Consider the following 19,649-nt stretch of genomic DNA (forward strand, 5'->3'; position numbering starts at 1 on the left):
GAACTGGCGGTTGTCAGTTGCCGGAGGTCTCTCCCACCGCCCGGACGGGCGGCCGACGGGCCGGGGACCGCAGGGGATCCCGTAGTGACGACCCGCTCGCGTCGGGATACTCCCCTCCACGAACCCGGTCCGCGCAGACGTCATCGCCCGCACGTTCCGTGTGGTTCAGAGCCGTCAACGCCCCGGGTCGCCGAGGAGTTCCCCGCTCCCCGACGAAGATCCGAGGCCCGTCCGGTCGACGGGCCGGCTCCCGCCGGGAGTCAGGCGTGCGCGGCGTCGAACTGGCGCAGCTCCTTCTTCAGCTCGTTGAGCTCGTCGCGCAGGCGGGCGGCCACCTCGAACTGCAGCTCACGAGCGGCGGCCAGCATCTGCTCGTTCATCTGCGTGATCATGTCCGCCAGCTCGTTGCGCGGCAGGCCCTGGACGTCGATCGAACCGGCCTTCGCCCGCGACTTGGACGACAGCCCGGGCACCGGGGACTTGCCGCGCGACTGCTGCCGGCCGGAGCCCCCGAGCAGCTCGGTGGCGCCCTCGGCCTCCGTGGCGTCGCGGTAGATGCCGTCGAGGATGTCGACGATCTTCTTCCGCAGCGGCTGCGGGTCCACCCCGCGCTCGGTGTTGTAGGCGATCTGCCGTTCCCGGCGCCGGTTGGTCTCCTCGATCGCCTGCGCCATCGAGGGGGTGATCTTGTCGGCGTACATGTGCACCTGACCCGAGACGTTGCGCGCCGCCCGGCCGATCGTCTGGATGAGCGACCGGCCCGAGCGGAGGAACCCCTCCTTGTCGGCGTCGAGGATGGCGACCAGTGACACCTCGGGCAGGTCCAGGCCCTCGCGCAGCAGGTTGATGCCGACCAGCACGTCGTACTCGCCCTGGCGCAGCTCGCGGAGCAGCTCAACCCGCCGCAGGGTGTCGACCTCGGAGTGCAGGTAGCGGACCTTGATGCCGAGCTCGAGCAGGTAGTCGGTGAGGTCCTCGGCCATCTTCTTGGTGAGCGTGGTGACCAGCACCCGCTCGTCCTTCTCGGTCCGCAGCCGGATCTCGTGCACCAGGTCGTCGATCTGGCCCTTGGTCGGCTTGACCACGACCTCCGGGTCGACCAGGCCGGTCGGGCGGATGACCTGCTCGACGACCTCGCCCTGGGTCCGGCCGAGCTCGTAGTCACCCGGCGTCGCCGAGAGGTAGACGGTCTGGCCGATCCGGTCGGTGAACTCCTCCCACTTCAGCGGGCGGTTGTCCATCGCCGAGGGGAGCCGGAAGCCGTGCTCGACCAGCGTGCGCTTGCGGCTCATGTCGCCCTCGTACATGCCGCCGATCTGCGGGACGGTCACGTGCGACTCGTCGATGACCAGGAGGAAGTCGTCGGGGAAGTAGTCGAGGAGGCAGCTGCCGGCGCTGCCGGGCGAGCGGCCGTCGATGTGGCGCGAGTAGTTCTCGATGCCCGAGCAGAAGCCGACCTGGCGCATCATCTCGATGTCGTAGGTGGTGCGCATGCGCAGCCGCTGGGCCTCCAGCAGCTTGCCCTGCTTCTCGAGCTCGGCGAGCCGCGTCTCCAGCTCGGCCTCGATGTTGCCGATCGCCCGCTCCATCCGCTCCGGGCCGGCGACGTAGTGGCTGGCCGGGAAGACGTAGATCTCCTCGACCTCGCGCACGACCTCGCCGGTCAGCGGGTGCAGGTAGTAGAGCCGCTCGACCTCGTCGCCGAACATCTCGATGCGGACGGCGAGCTCCTCGTACACGGGGAAGACCTCGATCGTGTCGCCGCGCACCCGGAAGGTGCCGCGCGTGAACGAGAGGTCGTTGCGGGTGTACTGCTCGGTGACCAGGGTGCGCAGCAGCTCGTCGCGGTCGCGCTCCTCCCCCACCTTGATCTTCAGCGCCCGCTCCACGTACTCCTGGGGCGTGCCGAGGCCGTAGATGCAGGAGACCGTGGCCACCACGACGACGTCCCGCCGGGTGAAGAGGCTGTTGGTCGCCGAGTGCCGCAACCGCTCGACCTCCTCGTTGATCGAGGAGTCCTTCTCGATGTAGGTGTCGGTCTGCGGGACGTATGCCTCGGGCTGGTAGTAGTCGTAGTAGGAGACGAAGTACTCCACGGCGTTGTCGGGGAGCAGCTCGCGGAACTCGTTGGCCAGCTGGGCGGCGAGGGTCTTGTTCGGCGCCATCACGAGCGTCGGGCGCTGGACCTTCTCGATCAGCCACGCCGTCGTCGCGGACTTGCCGGTGCCCGTGGCGCCGAGGAGGACGACGTCCTTCTCCCCCGCGATCACCCGCTGGGCGAGCGCCTCGATCGCGGCCGGCTGGTCGCCCGAGGGCTGGAAGTCGCTGACGACGCGGAAGCGCCCCTGGGTGGGCCTGAGCTCGGTGGACGTGCGCACGGGACGACGGTACGTCGGCGGTGTGACAGAACGGGTCGCGAGCGCTGGGCGCGAGCGCTGGGGCGCCCGGGACACCGACCGTCAGGCCGGGTACTTGTCTGCTCCCGCCCGCACCCCTAGCGTGCCGAGTCGCAGGAGCGGTCCGCGCCGAGGACCAGCGCCACCCGGGTCCTCCCCGGGCGAGGTCGGACCCCGGTGCGCCCCCCGGTCCCGGCCCGGCGGGCCCGCGGCCCCCGGCCGGGCCTGCGCACGACGCCCTCTGCGGTCCACCGCGGGGGGCGTCGTCGCACCCGGTACCCGCCCGCCGGCGCGGGAGTCGGCAGTCTCACCCTCCGCGTAGGTGTGGCGAGCCCCGCGCGCGGGCAACGGGGTCCCGACGCCCGTCCCCGGACCCGGGTCGCGCGAGCATGCACCCGGGTCACCCGCCCCCAGCCCCGGGGCGCCCTGCGCAGGAGGAACCCCCCAGATGACCCAGGTGTGGCCCGGAAGTGCCTATCCCCTCGGCGCCACGTACGACGGCACCGGGACGAACTTCGCGATCTTCAGCGAGGTGGCCGAGAAGGTCGAGCTGTGCCTGTTCGACGACGACGGCAACGAGGAACGCGTCCGGCTGCCCGAGATGGACGGGTACGTCTGGCACGCCTTCCTGCCCGGCATCCACCCCGGCCAGAAGTACGGCTTCCGGGTGCACGGCCCGCACGACCCGGCGCAGGGGCTGCGCTGCAACCCGAACAAGCTCCTGCTCGACCCGTACGCGAAGGCGATCGACGGCCAGATCGACTGGGACCCGTCCGTCTTCGGCTACGACTTCGAGACCAAGGAGCGCAACGACGACGACTCGGCGGCGCACATGCCGAAGTCCGTCGTCGTCAACCCGTACTTCGACTGGGGCGTGGACCGCCCGCCGAAGACCCCCTACAACAAGACGGTCATCTACGAGGCCCACGTCAAGGGGCTCACGATGACCAACCCGCGGATCCCCGAGGAGCTGCGCGGCACCTACGCCGGCGTCGCGCACCCGGCGACGATCGAGCACCTCCAGGACCTGGGCATCACGGCGATCGAGCTGTTGCCGGTGCACCAGTTCGTGCAGGACGACACCCTCCAGCAGAAGGGGCTGCGCAACTACTGGGGCTACAACACGATCGGCTTCTTCGCCCCGCACAACGAGTACGCCAGCAACACGACGGCCGGGCAGCACGTCCAGGAGTTCAAGGGCATGGTCCGCGCCCTGCACGAGGCGGGCATCGAGGTGATCCTCGACGTGGTCTACAACCACACGGCCGAGGGCAACCACCTGGGCCCGACGCTCTCCTTCCGGGGCATCGACAACCGCACGTACTACAAGCTCGTCGAGGGCGACGAGCAGTTCTACATGGACTACACCGGTACCGGGAACACGCTCAACGTCCGGACGCCGCAGTCGCTCCAGCTGATCATGGACTCGCTGCGCTACTGGGTCACCGAGATGCACGTCGACGGTTTCCGCTTCGACCTCGCCTCCGCGCTGGCCCGCGAGCTGCACGCCGTCGACCGGCTGGCGACCTTCTTCGACCTTGTCCACCAGGACCCGGTGGTCAGCCAGGTGAAGCTCATCGCCGAGCCGTGGGACGTCGGCGAGGGCGGCTACCAGGTCGGCAACTTCCCGGCCCTGTGGACGGAGTGGAACGGCAAGTACCGCGACACCGTCCGCGACTTCTGGCGCGGCGAGGGGGGGACGATCGGCGAGTTCGCCGACCGGATCTCCGGCTCCTCCGACCTGTACCAGCACTCGGGCCGGCGGCCGGTGGCCAGCATCAACTTCGTGACCGCGCACGACGGCTTCACGCTCAACGACCTCGTCTCCTACAACGAGAAGCACAACGAGGCCAACGGCGAGGGCAACAACGACGGCGAGAGCCACAACCGCAGCTGGAACTGCGGCGTCGAGGGCCCCACCGACGACCCGGAGATCCTGCAGCTGCGCGCGCAGCAGCGGCGCAACTTCATCACCACGATCATGCTGAGCCAGGGCGTGCCGATGCTGCTGCACGGCGACGAGCTCGGGCGCTCGCAGGGCGGCAACAACAACGGCTACTGCCAGGACTCCGAGCTGACCTGGATCGACTGGGAGAACGTCGACGAGGGCCTGCTGGAGTTCACGAAGAAGGTCACCAAGCTGCGCTGCGACCACCCGACGTTCCGCCGTCGCCGGTTCTTCCACGGCCGGCCGGTGCGCCGCGGGCTCGGTGACCCGGTGCCCGACATCGCCTGGCTGGCCCCGTCAGGCGAGGAGATGGCCGACGAGGACTGGGACGCCGCCTACGCCAAGTCGCTGGCGGTCTACCTCAACGGCGTGGGGATCCGGGAGACCGACGAGCGCGGCGAGTACGTCTCCGACGACCACTTCTACCTGGCGTTCAACGCCTCGCACGAGCCGATCGAGTTCACCCTGCCCAGCGACGACTACTCGCGGACCTGGACGCCGGTGCTCGACACCGCCGAGATGCACGAGGTGGAGCCGGTCGAGGTCAAGCCCGGGGAAACCGTCACCGTGCAGGGTCGCTCGATCGTGGTCCTGACGGGTCCCGCGCAGTGAGCCAGCCGATCCAGGTGCCCGGCAGCGAGCGCCGCCGCGGCACCCCGGCGGCGACCTACCGGCTGCAGGTGCACGCCGGATTCCCGCTGCAGGACGCCGCGGAGGTGGCCGGGTACCTCGCCGACCTGGGGGTCACCCACGCCTACAGCTCGCCGCTGCTCCGCTCCGCCGAGGGCAGCAACCACGGGTACGACACCGTGGACCACGCGCACATCGACGAGGCCCGGGGCGGGCAGGCCGGCTTCGACCGGTTCGTCGCCGCGCTGCACGAGCACGGCCTCGGGCTGGTGCTCGACCTGGTGCCCAACCACATGGGCGTGGACGACCCCGCCGCGGCCCCGTGGTGGTGGGACGTGCTGAAGCACGGACGGGACAGCGCGCACGCCGCGGCGTTCGACATCGACTGGGACTTCGGCGGCGGCAAGGTGCGCATCCCCGTCCTGGGGTCGGCGGACGACGTCGACAAGCTCGAGGTCGTCGGCCGGGAGGGTGGGGGCGACGGAGAGGGCGAGCTCCGCTACTACGACAACCGCTTCCCGATCGCGCCGGGCACCATGACGACCGAGGAAGGCCGGAGGCCTACCCCGCAGGAGGTGCACGCCCGCCAGCACTACGAGCTGGTCGACTGGCGCCGCGCCGACTCGGATCTGAACTACCGGCGGTTCTTCGCCATCAACACCCTCGCCGGCCTGCGGGTCGAGGACCCGTCGGTCTTCGACGCCACCCACGAGCTCGTGCTGCGGCTGGTGCACGACGGCGCCGTCGACGGGCTGCGGATCGACCACCCCGACGGGCTGGCCGACCCCAAGGGCTACCTCGACCGGCTCGCCGAGGCGTCGGGCGGCCGCTGGACCGTCGTCGAGAAGATCCTCGAGCCCGGCGAGGACCTGCCGGAGAGCTGGACGACCGCTGGGACCACCGGCTACGACGCGCTCACCGAGGTCGACCAGGTGCTCGTCGACCCGGCCGGCGAGGAGGCGCTCACCGCGCTGGACACCGAGCTCGCCGGCCGGCCGGTCGACTACGCGCAGCTCGTCCACGACTGCAAGCGCGAGGTCACGGACGGGATGCTCGGCTCGGAGGTCGCCCGCCTGGTGCGGGTGATCGGTGAGCTGCCCGGGATCGACCCCGAGCAGCAGACCGAGGCGCTGGCCGAGCTGCTGGCCACCTTCGGCGTCTACCGCAGCTACCTGCCCGACGGCCGGGAGCACCTCGACGAGGCGGTCGCGGCGGTGCGCGCCCGGCGACCCGACCTGGTCGCGGCCCTGGACGCGCTGCACCCGGTGCTGTCGCAGGCGGGCACCGAGGCGGCGACCCGGTTCGAGCAGACCAGCGGGCCGGTGATGGCCAAGGGCGTCGAGGACAGCGCCTACTACCGCTGGTCGCGGTTCGTGGCGCTGAACGAGGTCGGTGGCGACCCGGCCCGCTTCGGGAGCACGGTCGCCGAGTTCCACGCGGCCCAGCAGCGGCGCCAGGAGGTGCGCCCGCTGTCGATGACCACGCTCTCGACGCACGACACCAAGCGCAGCGAGGACGTGCGCGCCCGGCTGGCGGTGCTCGCGGAGGTTCCCGACGAGTGGGCCCGGCTCGTGCGGGGGTGGCTCGACCGGCACCCGCTCCCCGACCGCCCGCTGGCGCACCTGGTGTGGCAGAACCTGGTCGGCGCCTGGCCGCTGTCCCGCGAGCGCGCGCACGCCTACGCCGAGAAGGCCGCGCGCGAGGCCGGCACCTCCACCACCTGGACCGATCCGGACGAGGAGTTCGAGGCCCGGCTGCACGCGCTGGTCGACGCGGCCTTCGACGACCCCGCCACGCGGTCGGAGGTCGACGCGTTCGTCACCCGCATCGCCCCACTGGGCTGGTCGAACTCCCTCACCCAGAAGCTGCTGCAGCTCGCCATGCCGGGCGTCCCGGACGTCTACCAGGGCACCGAGCTGTGGGACCTGTCGCTGGTCGACCCCGACAACCGCCGCCCGGTCGACTACGCCCTCCGCCGCTCGCTGCTGGAGCGGCTCGACGGCGGCGAGGTGCCTCCGGTGGACGAGAGCGGGGCGGCGAAGCTCCTCGTCGTCTCGCGGACCCTGCGCGCCCGCCGCGACCACCCCGACCGGTTCAGCGGGTACCAGCCGGTCGCGGTCACCGGCTCGGCGGCGGACCACCTGGTGGCCTACGACCGCGGCGGCGTCGTCGTCGTGGGGACCCGGCTGCCGGCGGCGCTGGCCGGGACCGGCTGGGGAGACACGGCCCTGCAGCTGGGCACCGGCGCCTGGCGCGACCTGCTGACCGGCACCCGGGTGGTCTCGGACGCGGCGGGGGTCGCGGCCGGCGCGCTGCTCTCCCGCCTCCCGGTGGCGCTCCTCGTGCGCGAGTAGCGGCGGCGGCCGGGGGCGTGACCGACGTGCGCGGCTACGCCGGAGCGGTGGCGCGAGGTCGCGGGGCGCCGGCCGGCCGGGCTTCCTGCGGGGACGTCGGCAGTGTCCACCGCGACCCGAGCCACTCGTCGAAGGATGCCGGCTCGAAGGGCATGACCCCGCCGCCCGGATAGGGGGTGAGTTCCCCGAACCAGATGGTGCCAGCCGAGCTGTAGAGGTCGACCCGCATGAAGTCGTAGGAGCGAGCGAGCACCTCCGCCGCATGCAGCATCGCGGGGAGGTCCACCGGTGCCCCGGTCGGCGGCCCGCTGGGCGCGACGACCTGCACGGGGACGGGCTCCCAGTCGCGGGTGTACAGGTTGCGGGTGTGGTCGCCGGAGAACCGGCCGCGGTCGACCTGGATGGCGGCGACCCGCCCGTCGAAGACGAAGAACTTGTAGTCGTCCAGCGGTTCACCCCCGCCGATGGCCTCCTCGACGAGGAGGAGCTTCCGGGCCTCGCTGTAGGCCCACTCCCCGAGCAGCACGCTCTGGTCGTCCCGGAGCCAGCCCCGCGTCGCCGCCACCGTCGCCGCGTCGACGACCTCCGAGGCCGCGCCGAACCGCACGAGCCCGCTCCGGTGGTTCGGCTTGAGCACCCAGGGGCGGTCGAACCGGCGGCCGGCCACCGCGGCCAGGTCCTCCCCCAACCACAGCGTCTCGGGGACGACCACGCCCGCCTGCTGCTGCAGCCGGTGTGCGTGCTCCTTCATCGCGAGCTTGTCGCAGGTCCACGCCAGCTCGGGCCGGCGGTCGCGCAGGATCCGCCAGTTGACCTTCTCGGAGAAGGTCTGCGGGTCCCGCAGGCGCGGCAGCTGCCGGTGCCCGGCGAGGTACAGGTACCGCCGCCGCGCGGTCGGTGGCAGCAGACCGGCGATCCCGCGGTGCGCGGGCTGAAGGTAGGAGCGGAGGACCGCGTTCACCTGGCTGCGGGGCATCGAGGTCCTTCTCGTGGGACGCCGGCATCCCCGGCGTGCTGCTGACCGTGGCGGCGACACCTGGCCGCCACGGTGAGAAGCCTAGGTTCCGGATCCCGTTCGCGCGTCCCACCGTCGGGGGAGACCGACGCCGCCGACCCGGGCCGTTGGGCCGTCCGGCGCCGGGTTCAGCGCGGGGACGCCGGCAGCGACCAGTGCGATCCCAGCCACGCGTCGAACTCCTTGGGCTCGTACCGCATGCAGCCCCCGCTCGGGTACGGGGTGAGCTCGCCGAACCACACCTCGTCCCCCGTGGTGTACAGGTCGACGCGCATGAAGTCGAAGGAACGGCCGAGCACCTCCGCGGCGCGCAGCATGGCGCCCAGGTTCGCCGGGGCCTCGACCGGCGGTCCGGTCGGCACGACCAGCTCGACAGGCATGCGCTCCCAGTCAGGCGTGTAGTAGGAGCGCGTCTGCTCCGCCGTGAACCTGCCCCGATCGACCTGGACCGCGGCGACCTCGCCGTCGAACACCAGGAACTTGTAGTCGTCCAGGGGGTCGCCCCCGCCGACAGCCTCCTCGACGAGGAACAGCTTCCGGGCCAAGCTGTAGGCCCACTCCCCCAGCAGCGCGTTCTGGTCGTCGCGCAGCCAGTCCCGCGTCGCCGCCACCGTCGCCGCGTCGATGACGTCCGAGGCGGCCCCGAACCGCACGAGCCCGCTCCGGTGGTTGGGCTTGAGCACCCAGGGGCGGTCGAACCGCCGGCCGGCCACCGCGGTCAGGTCCTCGCCCGACCACAGCGTCTCCGGCACGGCCACGCCGGCCTCCTGCCGCAAGCGGTGCGCGTGGTCCTTCATCGCCAGCTTGTCGCACGTCCACGCCAGCTCCGGCCGACGGTCCCGGAGGATGCGCCAGCTGACCTTCTCGGTGAACGTCTGCGGGGCGCGCAACCGGGGCACCCGCCCCTGGCCGGCCAGGTAGAGGTAGCGCCGCCGGGTGGCCGGAGGCAGGAGGCCGGCGATGCGGCGGTGCGCGGGCCGCAGGCGCGAGCGCAGGACCGCGTTCAGCTGGCTCCTGGGCATCACGAGATCCTTCTCCGGGGAACGCCGGCATGCCCCGGCGTGCGTCTGCACCGTGGCGACCGTGCGCCACCGCGGCGAGAAGCCTAGGTACCGCGATCCCGTCCCCGCGTCCCACCATCGGGGGAAGAGCCGGTCACCCGGCTCCCGCTCGGCCGTCACGGGTCCGCAGCCCTCCGACGGCGCTGCGGCACCGCCCGACGGTTCGACGGCCGCCGTCCGGGCAGAACACCGTCACCGTTCCCGCCCGACCCCGTCCTGGAGGCCCTGCATGCCCGCACCCGTCGAGTTCGCCGTCTGGGCGCCGCTGCCGGAGCGGGTGCGTCTGCAGGTGGACGGCGCGGTCCACGACATGCACCGCGACGAGGGCGGCTGGTGGCGCGCCGAGGTCGAGGCCGGGCCCGAGGCCGACTACGGCTTCCTGCTCGGTGACGACGACACGCCCCGCCCCGACCCGCGGTCGCGCCGCCAGCCCGACGGCGTGCACGGCCTCTCCCGCCGCTTCGACCCCTCCGCCTACGCCTGGGGCGACGACGCCTGGACCGGCCGCCCCCTCGCCGGCGGCGTGGTCTACGAGCTGCACGTCGGCACGTTCACCCCCGAGGGCACCCTGGACTCGGCGATCGCCAAGCTCGACCACCTCGTCGGCCTCGGCGTCGACTTCGTGGAGCTGCTGCCCGTCAACGGCTTCGACGGCACGCACAACTGGGGCTACGACGGCGTCCTCTGGTACGCGGTGCAGGAGAGCTACGGCGGCCCGGCGGCCTACCAGCGGTTCGTCGACGCCTGCCACCAGCGCGGTCTCGGCGTGGTGCAGGACGTCGTCTACAACCACCTCGGCCCCTCGGGCAACTACCTGCCGCTGTTCATGCCGATCTTCAGCGAGGGCGGCGCGAACACCTGGGGCGAGTCGGTCAACCTGTCGGGGCCGGACTCCGACGAGGTGCGCCGCTACATCATCGACAACGCCCTGATGTGGCTGCGCGACATGCACGTCGACGGGCTGCGCCTGGACGCCGTCCACGCCCTCGTCGACGAGCGGGCCACCCACCTGCTGGAGGAGATGGCCGCGGAGGTCGACCGGCTGTCGGCCGCCGTCGGCCGGCCGCTCACGCTGATCGCCGAGAGCGACCTCAACGACCCGCGGATGGTGACGCCCCGGGTCGCCGGCGGCACCGGCATGCACGCGCAGTGGAGCGACGACTTCCACCACGCGCTGCACGCCACGCTGACCGGCGAGGACCAGGGCTACTACCGCGACTTCGCCGAAGCCGGGCTCGGCGGCCTGGCCAAGACCCTCACCGGCGCCTTCTTCCACGACGGCGCCTGGTCGAGCTTCCGCCGCCGGCACCACGGCCGGCCGGTGGACACCGCCCACCTGCCGGGCTGGAAGTTCCTCGGCTACCTGCAGGACCACGACCAGATCGGCAACCGCGCCGTCGGCGACCGCATCTCGGCGTCGCTCTCCCCCGGCCTGCTCGGCGTCGGCGCGACGCTGGTGCTCACCAGCCCGTTCACCCCGATGCTCTTCATGGGCGAGGAGTGGGGCGCCGCCACGCCCTGGCAGTTCTTCACCAGCCACACCGACCCGGAGATCGGCCGGGCGACGGCGGAGGGTCGCAAGGGCGAGTTCGCCGAGCACGGGTGGGACGCCGACGAGGTGCCCGACCCCCAGGACCCGGAGACCTTCACCCGCTCGAAGCTCGACTGGAGCGAGCCGGAGAGGGAGCCGCACGACCGGCTTCTCGCGCTGCACCGTTCGCTGCTGGCGCTGCGCCGGGCCCACCCCGACCTGGTCGACCCGGACCTGGCGTCGGTCGAGGTGACCTGGGACGACGCCGACCGCTGGCTGGTGGTGCACCGCGGCGCGCTGCGGGTCGCGGTCAACCTCGCCGACCAGCCGCGCGAGGTCGACCTGGACCGCACGGTGGGCGACGTCCTCTTCTGCACCGGGGAGCTGCCCGAGGTCGACGGCGCGACGGTGACCCTGCCGGCCGAGAGCGCGGCCGTCCTCGCCACCCGCTGATGCGGCGGCTGCTGCCCGAGCCGGGGCCGGTCGACGACGACGGGCTCGTGGAGGCCTACCGGCTGCCGCCCGGCCCCGCGCTGCGGATGAACTTCATCGCCTCGCTCGACGGCGCGATCACCGTCGGCGGGGTGAGCGAGGGGCTGGGCTCGCCCGGCGACAAGCGGGTGTTCCGCGTGCTGCGCGCGCTCGCCGACGTCGTCCTGGTCGGGCACGGCACCGCCTCCGCCGAGGGCTACCGGCCGGTCCTGCCCGGCTCCGCGGTCGGCCGGCTGCGCGCGGCGATCGGCCGACCGCCCACGGCGCCGATCGCCGTGGTCTCCCGGCGGGCCGGCCTCGACCCGTCGAGCCGGCTGGTCACCGAGGCGGCCTCCCGCACCGTCGTCGTCACCTGCGGGGCCGCCCACGCCGACCGCCGCGCCGCGCTCGCCGCCGCCGGCGCGGAGGTGCTGGTGTGCGGGGACGACGACGTCGACCTGCCGGCCGCCCTCGCCGCGCTCGCCGGGCTCGGTCTGGAGCAGGTCACCTGCGAGGGCGGGCCGCAGCTGCTCCGGACCGCGCTCGCGGCGGGCGTCGTCGACGAGCTCGACCTGTCGCTCTCCCCGGCCCTGGTCGGCGGCGAGACCCGGCTGCTGGACGGCGCCCTGGGTGCCCCCACCCGGCTGGAGCTGCGCCAGCTGCTCGAGGAGGACGGCATGCTCTTCGCCCGGTACGCGATCGGGTCGGCGGAGCGGTAACCGGCGGGCGCCGGCACCACGGACTCCGTGGCGACGTCGTCCGGCGCCGCCCAGAGGTCGACCCCGTCGTGCGAGCCGAAGGCGTACCCGGGGCCGTGGGGCATCCCGCCCTCCCACTCGACGGAGGTCCTCGCGGGGGTCCTGGGGGTCCGCGATCAGCCGCCTCCAGGACTCCGGCGTGCAGCTGGATCTCTTCAGGTGCACGGGCATCTGCGCCTCCCGGGGGTCGCCCCCCGCGCCCGGAGCGCCAGGACGGCCGGCGCACTCCGTCGAGGCCCCCGTGCGCGCCCCGGCTGCTTGACTGACCGGCATGGACCTGCCGCTGCAGCCGCCGGTGAAGCCGATGCTCGCGAAGCCCGCCACGAAGGTGCCGGTCGGCGACGAGTGGTTCTACGAGCCCAAGTGGGACGGTTTCCGCTGCATCGTCTTCCGCGACGGCGACGAGGTGGAGCTCGGCAGCCGCAACGAGCGCCCGCTGACCCGCTACTTCCCGGAGGTCGTCGCGGCGGTGAAGGAGAACCTGCCCGAGCGCTGCGTCGTCGACGGCGAGATCGTCGTGCCGCGGGACGACCGGGTGCACTTCGAGGCGCTGCTGCAGCGGATCCACCCGGCGGAGTCGCGCATCACGCTCCTCGCCGAGCAGACGCCGGCCTCCTTCGTCGCCTTCGACCTGCTCGCCCTGGGCGACGAGTCGCTGCTCGAGGTGTCGTTCGCCCACCGGCGGGCCCGGCTGGAGGACGCCCTGGCCGGGGCCCGCCCGCCGGTGCACCTGACCGGCATCACCCGGGACGCCGCCACCGCCGAGCGCTGGTTCGAGACGTTCGAGGGCGCCGGCCTCGACGGGGTCGTCGCCAAGTCCGCCGACCTGCCCTACGGCCCGGACCAGCGGCTGATGACCAAGGTCAAGCACGTGCGGACGGCGGACTGCGTCGTCGCGGGTTTCCGCTGGCACAAGAGCGGGCCGATCGTCGGCTCGCTGCTGCTGGGCCTCTACGACGACGGCGAGCTGCAGCACATCGGGGTCGCGGCGTCCTTCCCGATGAAGCGCCGCGCCGAGCTGGTCGAGGAGCTCGCGCCCTACCGCGCCGAGGCGCTCGACGGCCACCCGTGGCAGGACTGGGCCAACGCCCAGGTGCAGGCCGACGGCGAGCAGCGGATGCCCGGCGCGGTGAGCCGGTGGAACGCGAAGAAGGACCTCTCGTGGGTGCCGCTGCGCCCGGAGCTGGTCGTGGAGATCAAGTACGACCAGCTGGAAGGCCGTCGACTTCGTCACACGGGCCAGTTCCTCCGCTGGCGCCCCGACCGGGACCCCCGCAGCTGCACGTACGACCAGCTCGAGGTGCCGGTCCGCTACGACTTGGCCGAGGTCCTGGACGGGTGAAGGACCCCCTGTCCCCCCACCACTCGCGGGCTCGGGCGGGCCCCCGCAGGGGGCCGGGGTAGCTCGTGCGAGCGGTGGGGGGCGGTGAGGTACCTATGCTCGTGATCATGCGTCTGCACCGTGGCCTCCCGGCCGCCGCCTCCGGCCTGCTCCTGGCCCTGCCCCTCGTGCTGGGCGGCTGCACCTCCTTCGCCGAGACCACGGAAGAGCCCGCGGCGACCAGCACGGCACCGGCCGAGCCGGAGGCCGCTCCGATCGAGTGGACCGACTGCGACGCGCAGATCCAGCCGCTCATCGAGGGGCAGCCGGGCAGCGAGCGCGACCTCGCCTTCGAGTGCGGCCGCACCGACGTGCCGATCAGCTACGACGAGCCGGGCGGCGCCACGCTGCCGCTCTTCCTCGTCCGCGCGGTGCTGGCCGGGCAGACCGATCGGATCGGGTCGCTGATGGTGAACCCCGGTGGCCCGGGCGGCTCGGGCGCCGACGCCGCCATCGGCCTGGCGCTCACCCTCCCGGAGGACGTGCTGCGCCGCTTCGACATCGTGGGCTTCGACCCGCGCGGCGTGGGCCTGTCCACCCCCGTGGAGTGCATCCCCAAGGAGCTCAAGGACCGCGCGATCGCCGCGGAGCCGCGTCCGACGACCGACGAGCAGCTCGACGACGTCTTCGCCCTCTCCCGCGAGGTGGCGGAGGGCTGCGCCGACGAGTACGGCGAGGCGCTGGGCACCTTCAACACCGTCGACACCGCCCGGGACATGGAGCAGCTGCGCCTGGCCCTGGGCGAGGAGCAGCTGAACTTCCTCGGCTACTCCTACGGCACCACGCTCGGTTCGACCTACGCCGAGCTCTACCCCGACCGCGTGCGCGCCATGGTGCTCGACGCCGCCGTCGATCCGGACGTCGACGCGGTCGCCGACGCCGAGGCCAACGCCGCCGGGTTCGAGCGGGGCTTCGACGCCTTCGCCGAGAACTGCCGGGCGCTCATCGCCGGCTGCCCGCTGGGTGACGACCCGCGCCGCTTCCTCGAGGAGCTCCTCGCCCAGGCGCAGGCCACGCCCGTGCCGAGCAGCGAGGAGGGCGAGACCCGGCAGGCCACGCCGGGGGTCATCCTCACCGCGGTGCAGGCGGCGCTGTACGACACCGCATCCTGGCCGCAGCTGGCGCAGGGCCTGGCCGCCACCCGCAACGGTGACTCGCGCCTGCTCTTCTCGCTGGCCGACGACTACAGCGGCCGGCTCGAGGACGGCACCTACTCGAACCTGCTCGACGCCAACCTGGCGATCAACTGCGCCGACACCGAGGAGACCGTGCCCGAGGACCGGGTGCGGGAGCTGGTCGGTGAGTGGAGCGCCCGCTACCCGCTCTTCGGTGCGGGCGCGGCCGCCGGCCTGTTCACCTGCTCGGTGTGGGAGGCCGACCGCACCCCGCTGCCCGAGCGCGACGCCGAGGGCAGCGCGCCGATCCTGGTCGTGGGCACCGAGGGCGACCCGGTCACCCCGCTGCCCGGCGCCGTCGACCTCACCGAGGACCTCCAGAACGGCGCCCTGCTGACCTGGCAGGGGCTGGGCCACACCGCCTACCCCAAGACCGAGTGCGTCACCGCGGCGGTCAACGCCTACCTGATCGACCTCACCGTCCCCGTGGACGGGCTCACCTGTCCTGCGTGAGACTCGGCAGCCCCCGGACGAGCGGAGCGCGGGAATGGCCAGCAGCAGCAAGGACGCCGTCGTCCTGCAGGTGGACGGGCACGAGGTGCGGGTCTCCAACCCGGAGAAGCCGTACTTCCCCGAACGCGGGATCCGCAAGATCGACGTCGTCGAGTACTTCATCGCGGTCGGCGACGGGATCCTCTTCGCGCTGAGAGACCGGCCGACCACGCTGGAGCGCTGGCCGGGGGGGTTCTCCCCCGACGCGAAGATGGCCACGCGGGCGGACACCCACGGCGACGCGTTCTACCAGAAGCGGGTGCCGAAGAACGCCCCCGACTGGGTGCCGACGGCGCACATCACCTTCCCCAGCGGGCGCACCGCCGACGAGATCGCGCCCGACTCGGTCGCCGTCGTCGCCTGGTGCGCCAACCTGGGCACGCTGACCTTCCACCCCTGGCCGGTGGGCCGGGACGACGTCGAGTCGCCCGACCAGATCCGCATCGACCTGGACCCGCAGCCGGGCACCGACTTCTCCGACGCCGTCCGCGTCGCCCCCCACGTGCGGGCGCTGCTGCACGAGTACGGCATGGAGGGGTGGCCGAAGACCTCCGGCGGCCGTGGTGTGCACGTCTACGTGCCGATCCAGCCGCGGTGGACCTTCACCGAGGTGCGGCACGCGGTCATCGCCTTCGGGCGGGAGCTCGAACGGCGCCTCCCCGACCAGGTGACGATGTCGTGGTGGAAGGAGGAGCGCGGCGAGAAGATCTTCATCGACTACAACCAGATGGCCAGGGACCGCACGATCGCCTCGGCCTACTCGATCCGGCCCCGGGCCCACGCGCCCGTGTCGGCACCGGTCGACTGGGACGAGCTCCCCGACGTCCACCCCACCGACTTCGACGTCCGCACCATGCCGGCCCGGTTCGCCGCCGTCGGTGACAAGCACGCCGGGCTGGCCGACCACGCCTTCGGCATCGAGCCGCTGCTGGAGCTGTTCGAGAAGCAGGAGGCCGACGAGGGCCTCGGCGACCTGCCCTATCCCCCTGACTACCCGAAGATGCCCGGCGAGCCGATGCGGGTGCAGCCCAGCCGGGCCCGGAAACCCCCCGCGACCGCCGGGTAGTGAGGGCGGGGATCAGTCGACCGCGGCCGCCACCTGCTGCCGGACGGTCTGCCCCCTGCACGTCCACGGTGCAGCCGACGAGCAGCCCGTCGAGCCACGGGAGGACGACGGGGACCTCCAGGCGGGCCCGGACGGTCCGGCGGCGCCGGCTGCGCTCGGCCGGGCCGGTGGCCACGAGGTGCCAGAGCGGCTCCTCACCGGCCTCGACGCTGGTGGTCGTCGCGCGGAGGGAGCGCTCTCCGTACCCGCTCACCCGGTGGAGGGCGACCGGGTCCCCGGGCTTGATCTCGTCGGAGACCTCCACCTGGGCCGTGACCGTCAACCCGCGCGCCACGAGGGTGACGTCGGCCTGGCTGCTCTCCTCGGGCCGGCCCCTGCTCCGGCACGGTGGTGGTGGTCCTCCACGGGGGTACGGGACGTCCGGGCGCCGTCGTGCCCGGACGGGGGCCGGCGCGGCCACCTGCGGGAACCGCAACGGCTGGGCGGTCCTGTGGACATCGCCACGCGGTCGAGGCTCTGACGCGCCGGCCGCCTCCGGATACCTGTGGAAGGAATCCGCTCGTCGGGCGACGGAGGGATCGTCGGCGCGAACCGCCACCGACCGAGGGAGTGCGCTGACGCCCACTTCTGGCCCCGCGGGTCCAGGGGTCGACGCAACGCCTCGATGAGACGGGGTGGTGTCGATGGGAGCAACAGGACATGTGCCGCTGCCGCGAGAGGTGCGTCGGGGGTCAGCCGACGAGCCGGTGCGCGGTCGCGGGGAGCGCGTGCACCCGGCCGGCGGCCGGCGCCGTCCCGGGCTGCGCGATCTGCTCCGCGAGCCGGGCCGCGATCACCACGGCGCGCAACGCACCGGCGGGCTCGGCCAGGCGGTCGGCCAGCAGCTGGTCCAGGTCGGCGTCGTGCAGGTCGTCCACGTCGCGCAGGAAGACGGCACCGGCCGGGACGGCGGTGCGGGTGGGCACGGGCGAGGCGGCGAGCGGCTGCATGGCGGTCCTCCTGGATCGGGGGTGCGCCGGATCCGTCCGGCAGGTCCCACCGTCGGCGAGGAGCCGCACGGCGGTGCGGAGGGAACCGCAGGAAAACCGCAAGACCAGGGCGGACCGTCTCCCCCGCCGGCCGTCCTCCTCCGCACGGACGGTCCCGCTCCCCCGGAGGGGTGAGCGGCGATCCCGGGACGCCTCCCGGAGCTCCAGCGGGGGGTAGCGGTGGTCGATGCACCTGTCGACCACGGCGGAGGAGCACGGGTGAGGATCTGGTTGCTGGCGTACGGCGTGCTGTACGTCGTCGTCGAGATGGTCGGCCACCAGCTGGAGGCCATCGGCTGGCCCCGGATCACCGCCCTCGACGTGGCCACCGCGGTCACCGACGCCTTCCTCACCGTCTCCATCGCGCTCGCCGTCCTGCTGGCCGGCCAGCTCGGGCTCCGGCGCTGGGCCTCGGTGGCGCATCCGCCGGCGGCCCCGGTCCTCCTCGCCGAACGACCGATCGGCGTCCGTTCCTGGCGTCCCGAGCCGGCCGCCCTGCCCGCCGCCACGCCGGTGCGCGGGACGTATTCCGTCGGCGCCCACGGGCCCGCCTGGCCCCGCCGGGGACGACGGGTTGCGCCCGCGTTCCCGGAGGATCCGGGCCACTTGCTCTGAGACCGGAGCGGTTCCGCATCGACCCGCGGAAGGAGTCCCAGGTCACAGTTCTGCCGCACCGGTGTCCCGATCCGGTCATGGGCCGCTAGGGTTGTCGCGTCGGGAAGGCCCTGCGCTATGGCAGGACCCCGATGCACCACCTCAGCTAGGAGCGAGCAATGCCCGAAGGAACTGTCAAGTGGTTCAACGCGGAGAAGGGGTTCGGCTTCGCCACCCCCGACGGCGGCGGACCGGATGTGTTCGTCCACTACTCGGCCATCCAGACCAGCGGGTACCGCTCGCTCGATGAAGGCCAGCGGATCGCGTTCGACATCGAGCAGGGCCAGAAGGGCCCGCAGGCTGCGAACGTCACCCCGCTCTGATCACCTGATCAGCACGACGCCCCCGTCCGGTTCTCCGGGCGGGGGCGTCGTCGTTCGCGGGCCGGTCAGCGGGCGCGCGGCACGTACCCGCCGATCAGCGCCGACATGAGCAGCGCGCCGTCGTGCTCGCCGACCCCGCGGGCCGCATCGGCGAACGCCTGCCAGCGCTGCCGCTCCACGTCGGTGGGCGCGTTCGCGGCGCGGGCGGCCAGCTGCTCGAGCAGCCGCTCCCACTCGCCCTGCGGGGTCGGCCACAGCCCGGCCAGCCGGCGGGCCTCCGCCGAGATCCCGGTGATCCGGACGATGTCGCCGGCGTGGTTGGTCAGCGGCTCGATGTAGCCCGCCGACGCCAGCGCCCTCGCCGCGGCGACGACGTCCGCCTTCGGCAGCCCGCTGCCCGGGACCACCGAGCCGAGCAGGTAGGGCGCGCCGCCGTGCTTGGGCTCGTCCACCAGCCGGGCGATCGCCCGCAGCACAGGCAGGTCGCGGGTGAACCAGACGTCGGGCAGGAGGCCGCCGGGCGGCTGGGGGGCGGAGGTCACTCCCCCAGTCTCCCCCCTGGCCCCGAGCACGACGGTGCCCCGCCTCCCGCGTGGGAGACGGGGCACCCAGGCCTTCCTGCACGGTCCCGCCGCGAGCTCGCGAGTCGCGGGGGGCAGGAGGTCCGTCAGCAGTCACGGGCCCCGGTGAGGTGCGGCCGGGTGGCGAGGATGACGCCCAGGACGACGTACCCGACGAGCAGGTGAGCGGCGCCCACGTACTGGGTGATCGCCGGCAGGAGGAACGCGGTCGGGACGGTGACCGGCGCCCAGCTCTCGGCGACCATCGGCCAGAAGCGGGCGATGCCCTGCCAGCGGCCGGCGATCGCGATGCGGACCCCCAGGGCGGCCATGCCCAGCATGGACAGCGGCCAGAAGAGGTCGACCACGAAGAAGAAGCCGGTGTCGTAGAGCCCGGGCGTGAACGCCCACATCAGCGAGGACACGATGGCCACCGACAGCAGGCCGTGCTCCACGTGCAGGAGGCGCCGGGCGAGGCGGCCGGTGCCGATGGCGCCGGTCCGCATCTGCACGGTCACCAGGAACATCAGGCCGACCTGGAAGGCCACGGCTGCCACGTTGACGACGGTCGCCTGCCAGGTGCCGGCGGGCGGCGTCGTCCCGAGGGCTGCGCAGGCGATCGCCCAGGACCCGGCGCCGGCGGCGACGGCGACGCCGGCGCGGCGGACCAGGCTGGTCGAGGCGCCGGGGACCGTGCCGCGGGCTTCCGCGACGTCGGTGCGGGCGGGGGCGGGGGTGGTGCTGAGGGACATCACGTCTCCGGTGGTGAGGTGCGGTGCCCTGTGCACCGCCTGGGAGAACGGTCG

General features: G+C 73.1%; 15 protein-coding genes. 9 read left to right on the forward strand and 6 right to left on the reverse strand.

Annotated elements, in window-relative coordinates; all coding sequences use genetic code 11:
- Positions 1 to 260: 260 nt before the first annotated feature.
- The gene (gene uvrB, locus ACI792_RS10295) at positions 261 to 2,378 is read right to left on the reverse strand and encodes an excinuclease ABC subunit UvrB (RefSeq protein ID WP_456602515.1); all 2,118 of its coding nucleotides are present in this window, start codon (positions 2,376 to 2,378) and stop codon (positions 261 to 263) included.
- A gap of 466 nt (positions 2,379 to 2,844) precedes the next feature.
- Between uvrB and glgX the strand changes: the two genes are divergently transcribed.
- Both glgX and treY read left to right on the forward strand, forming a co-directional pair.
- On the forward strand, positions 2,845 to 4,956 hold the full coding sequence (glgX, locus tag ACI792_RS10300; protein ID WP_456602516.1) for a glycogen debranching protein GlgX: 2,112 nt from the start codon (positions 2,845 to 2,847) through the stop codon (positions 4,954 to 4,956).
- Entirely contained in the window at positions 4,953 to 7,328 is a 2,376-nt protein-coding gene (gene treY / locus ACI792_RS10305) for a malto-oligosyltrehalose synthase (protein WP_456602517.1), read from the forward strand. The genes glgX and treY overlap by 4 nt, the downstream gene beginning before the upstream one ends.
- Before the next feature lie 34 nt (positions 7,329 to 7,362).
- On the opposite strand, the gene ACI792_RS10310 is transcribed toward treY, so the two are convergent.
- Positions 7,363 to 8,304, reverse strand: coding sequence for an ATP-grasp fold amidoligase family protein (locus tag ACI792_RS10310; RefSeq protein WP_456602518.1), 942 nt, complete (start codon positions 8,302 to 8,304; stop codon positions 7,363 to 7,365).
- Between the two features lie 167 nt (positions 8,305 to 8,471).
- Positions 8,472 to 9,365, reverse strand: a complete 894-nt coding sequence (locus ACI792_RS10315; protein ID WP_456602519.1) for an ATP-grasp fold amidoligase family protein — start codon at positions 9,363 to 9,365, stop codon at positions 8,472 to 8,474.
- Positions 9,366 to 9,633: 268 nt separating this feature from the next.
- Here ACI792_RS10315 and treZ point away from each other — a divergent pair, with 268 nt between their 5' ends.
- From treZ to ligD, 5 genes are all read left to right on the forward strand, one after another.
- Entirely contained in the window at positions 9,634 to 11,388 is a 1,755-nt protein-coding gene (treZ, locus tag ACI792_RS10320; RefSeq protein ID WP_456602520.1) for a malto-oligosyltrehalose trehalohydrolase, read from the forward strand.
- Positions 11,388 to 12,125 (forward strand): dihydrofolate reductase family protein, encoded by a 738-nt coding sequence (locus ACI792_RS10325; protein WP_456602521.1) that lies wholly within the window; start codon positions 11,388 to 11,390, stop codon positions 12,123 to 12,125. The genes treZ and ACI792_RS10325 overlap by 1 nt, the downstream gene beginning before the upstream one ends.
- 310 nt (positions 12,126 to 12,435) lie before the next feature.
- Positions 12,436 to 13,506, forward strand: coding sequence for an ATP-dependent DNA ligase (locus ACI792_RS10330; RefSeq protein ID WP_456602522.1), 1,071 nt, complete (start codon positions 12,436 to 12,438; stop codon positions 13,504 to 13,506).
- Positions 13,507 to 13,613: 107 nt separating this feature from the next.
- Positions 13,614 to 15,173, forward strand: a complete 1,560-nt coding sequence (locus ACI792_RS10335; RefSeq protein ID WP_456602523.1) for an alpha/beta hydrolase — start codon at positions 13,614 to 13,616, stop codon at positions 15,171 to 15,173.
- A gap of 34 nt (positions 15,174 to 15,207) precedes the next feature.
- Positions 15,208 to 16,278: a non-homologous end-joining DNA ligase gene (ligD, locus tag ACI792_RS10340; protein WP_456602524.1), complete on the forward strand. Its 1,071-nt coding sequence runs from the start codon at positions 15,208 to 15,210 to the stop codon at positions 16,276 to 16,278.
- Between the two features lie 731 nt (positions 16,279 to 17,009).
- On the opposite strand, the gene ACI792_RS10345 is transcribed toward ligD, so the two are convergent.
- Entirely contained in the window at positions 17,010 to 17,267 is a 258-nt protein-coding gene (locus tag ACI792_RS10345; protein ID WP_456602525.1) for a hypothetical protein, read from the reverse strand.
- A 258-nt stretch (positions 17,268 to 17,525) separates the two neighbouring features.
- Between ACI792_RS10345 and ACI792_RS10350 the strand changes: the two genes are divergently transcribed.
- Together ACI792_RS10350 and ACI792_RS10355 are read left to right on the forward strand one after the other, a co-directional pair.
- Positions 17,526 to 17,921: a hypothetical protein gene (locus tag ACI792_RS10350; protein WP_456602526.1), complete on the forward strand. Its 396-nt coding sequence runs from the start codon at positions 17,526 to 17,528 to the stop codon at positions 17,919 to 17,921.
- Positions 17,922 to 18,079: 158 nt separating this feature from the next.
- The gene (locus tag ACI792_RS10355) at positions 18,080 to 18,283 is read left to right on the forward strand and encodes a cold-shock protein (protein WP_040339721.1); all 204 of its coding nucleotides are present in this window, start codon (positions 18,080 to 18,082) and stop codon (positions 18,281 to 18,283) included.
- A gap of 65 nt (positions 18,284 to 18,348) precedes the next feature.
- Here the strand turns inward: ACI792_RS10355 and ACI792_RS10360 are convergent, their stop codons facing one another.
- Positions 18,349 to 18,825, reverse strand: coding sequence for a hypothetical protein (locus ACI792_RS10360; protein ID WP_456602527.1), 477 nt, complete (start codon positions 18,823 to 18,825; stop codon positions 18,349 to 18,351).
- Positions 18,826 to 18,950: 125 nt separating this feature from the next.
- Positions 18,951 to 19,595 carry a hypothetical protein gene (locus tag ACI792_RS10365; RefSeq protein WP_456602528.1) on the reverse strand — a complete coding sequence of 215 codons (645 nt, stop codon included), beginning with the start codon at positions 19,593 to 19,595 and terminating at the stop codon, positions 18,951 to 18,953.
- Positions 19,596 to 19,649 lie beyond the last annotated feature (54 nt).

The organism is Blastococcus sp. SYSU DS0669 (genome assembly GCF_054050895.1).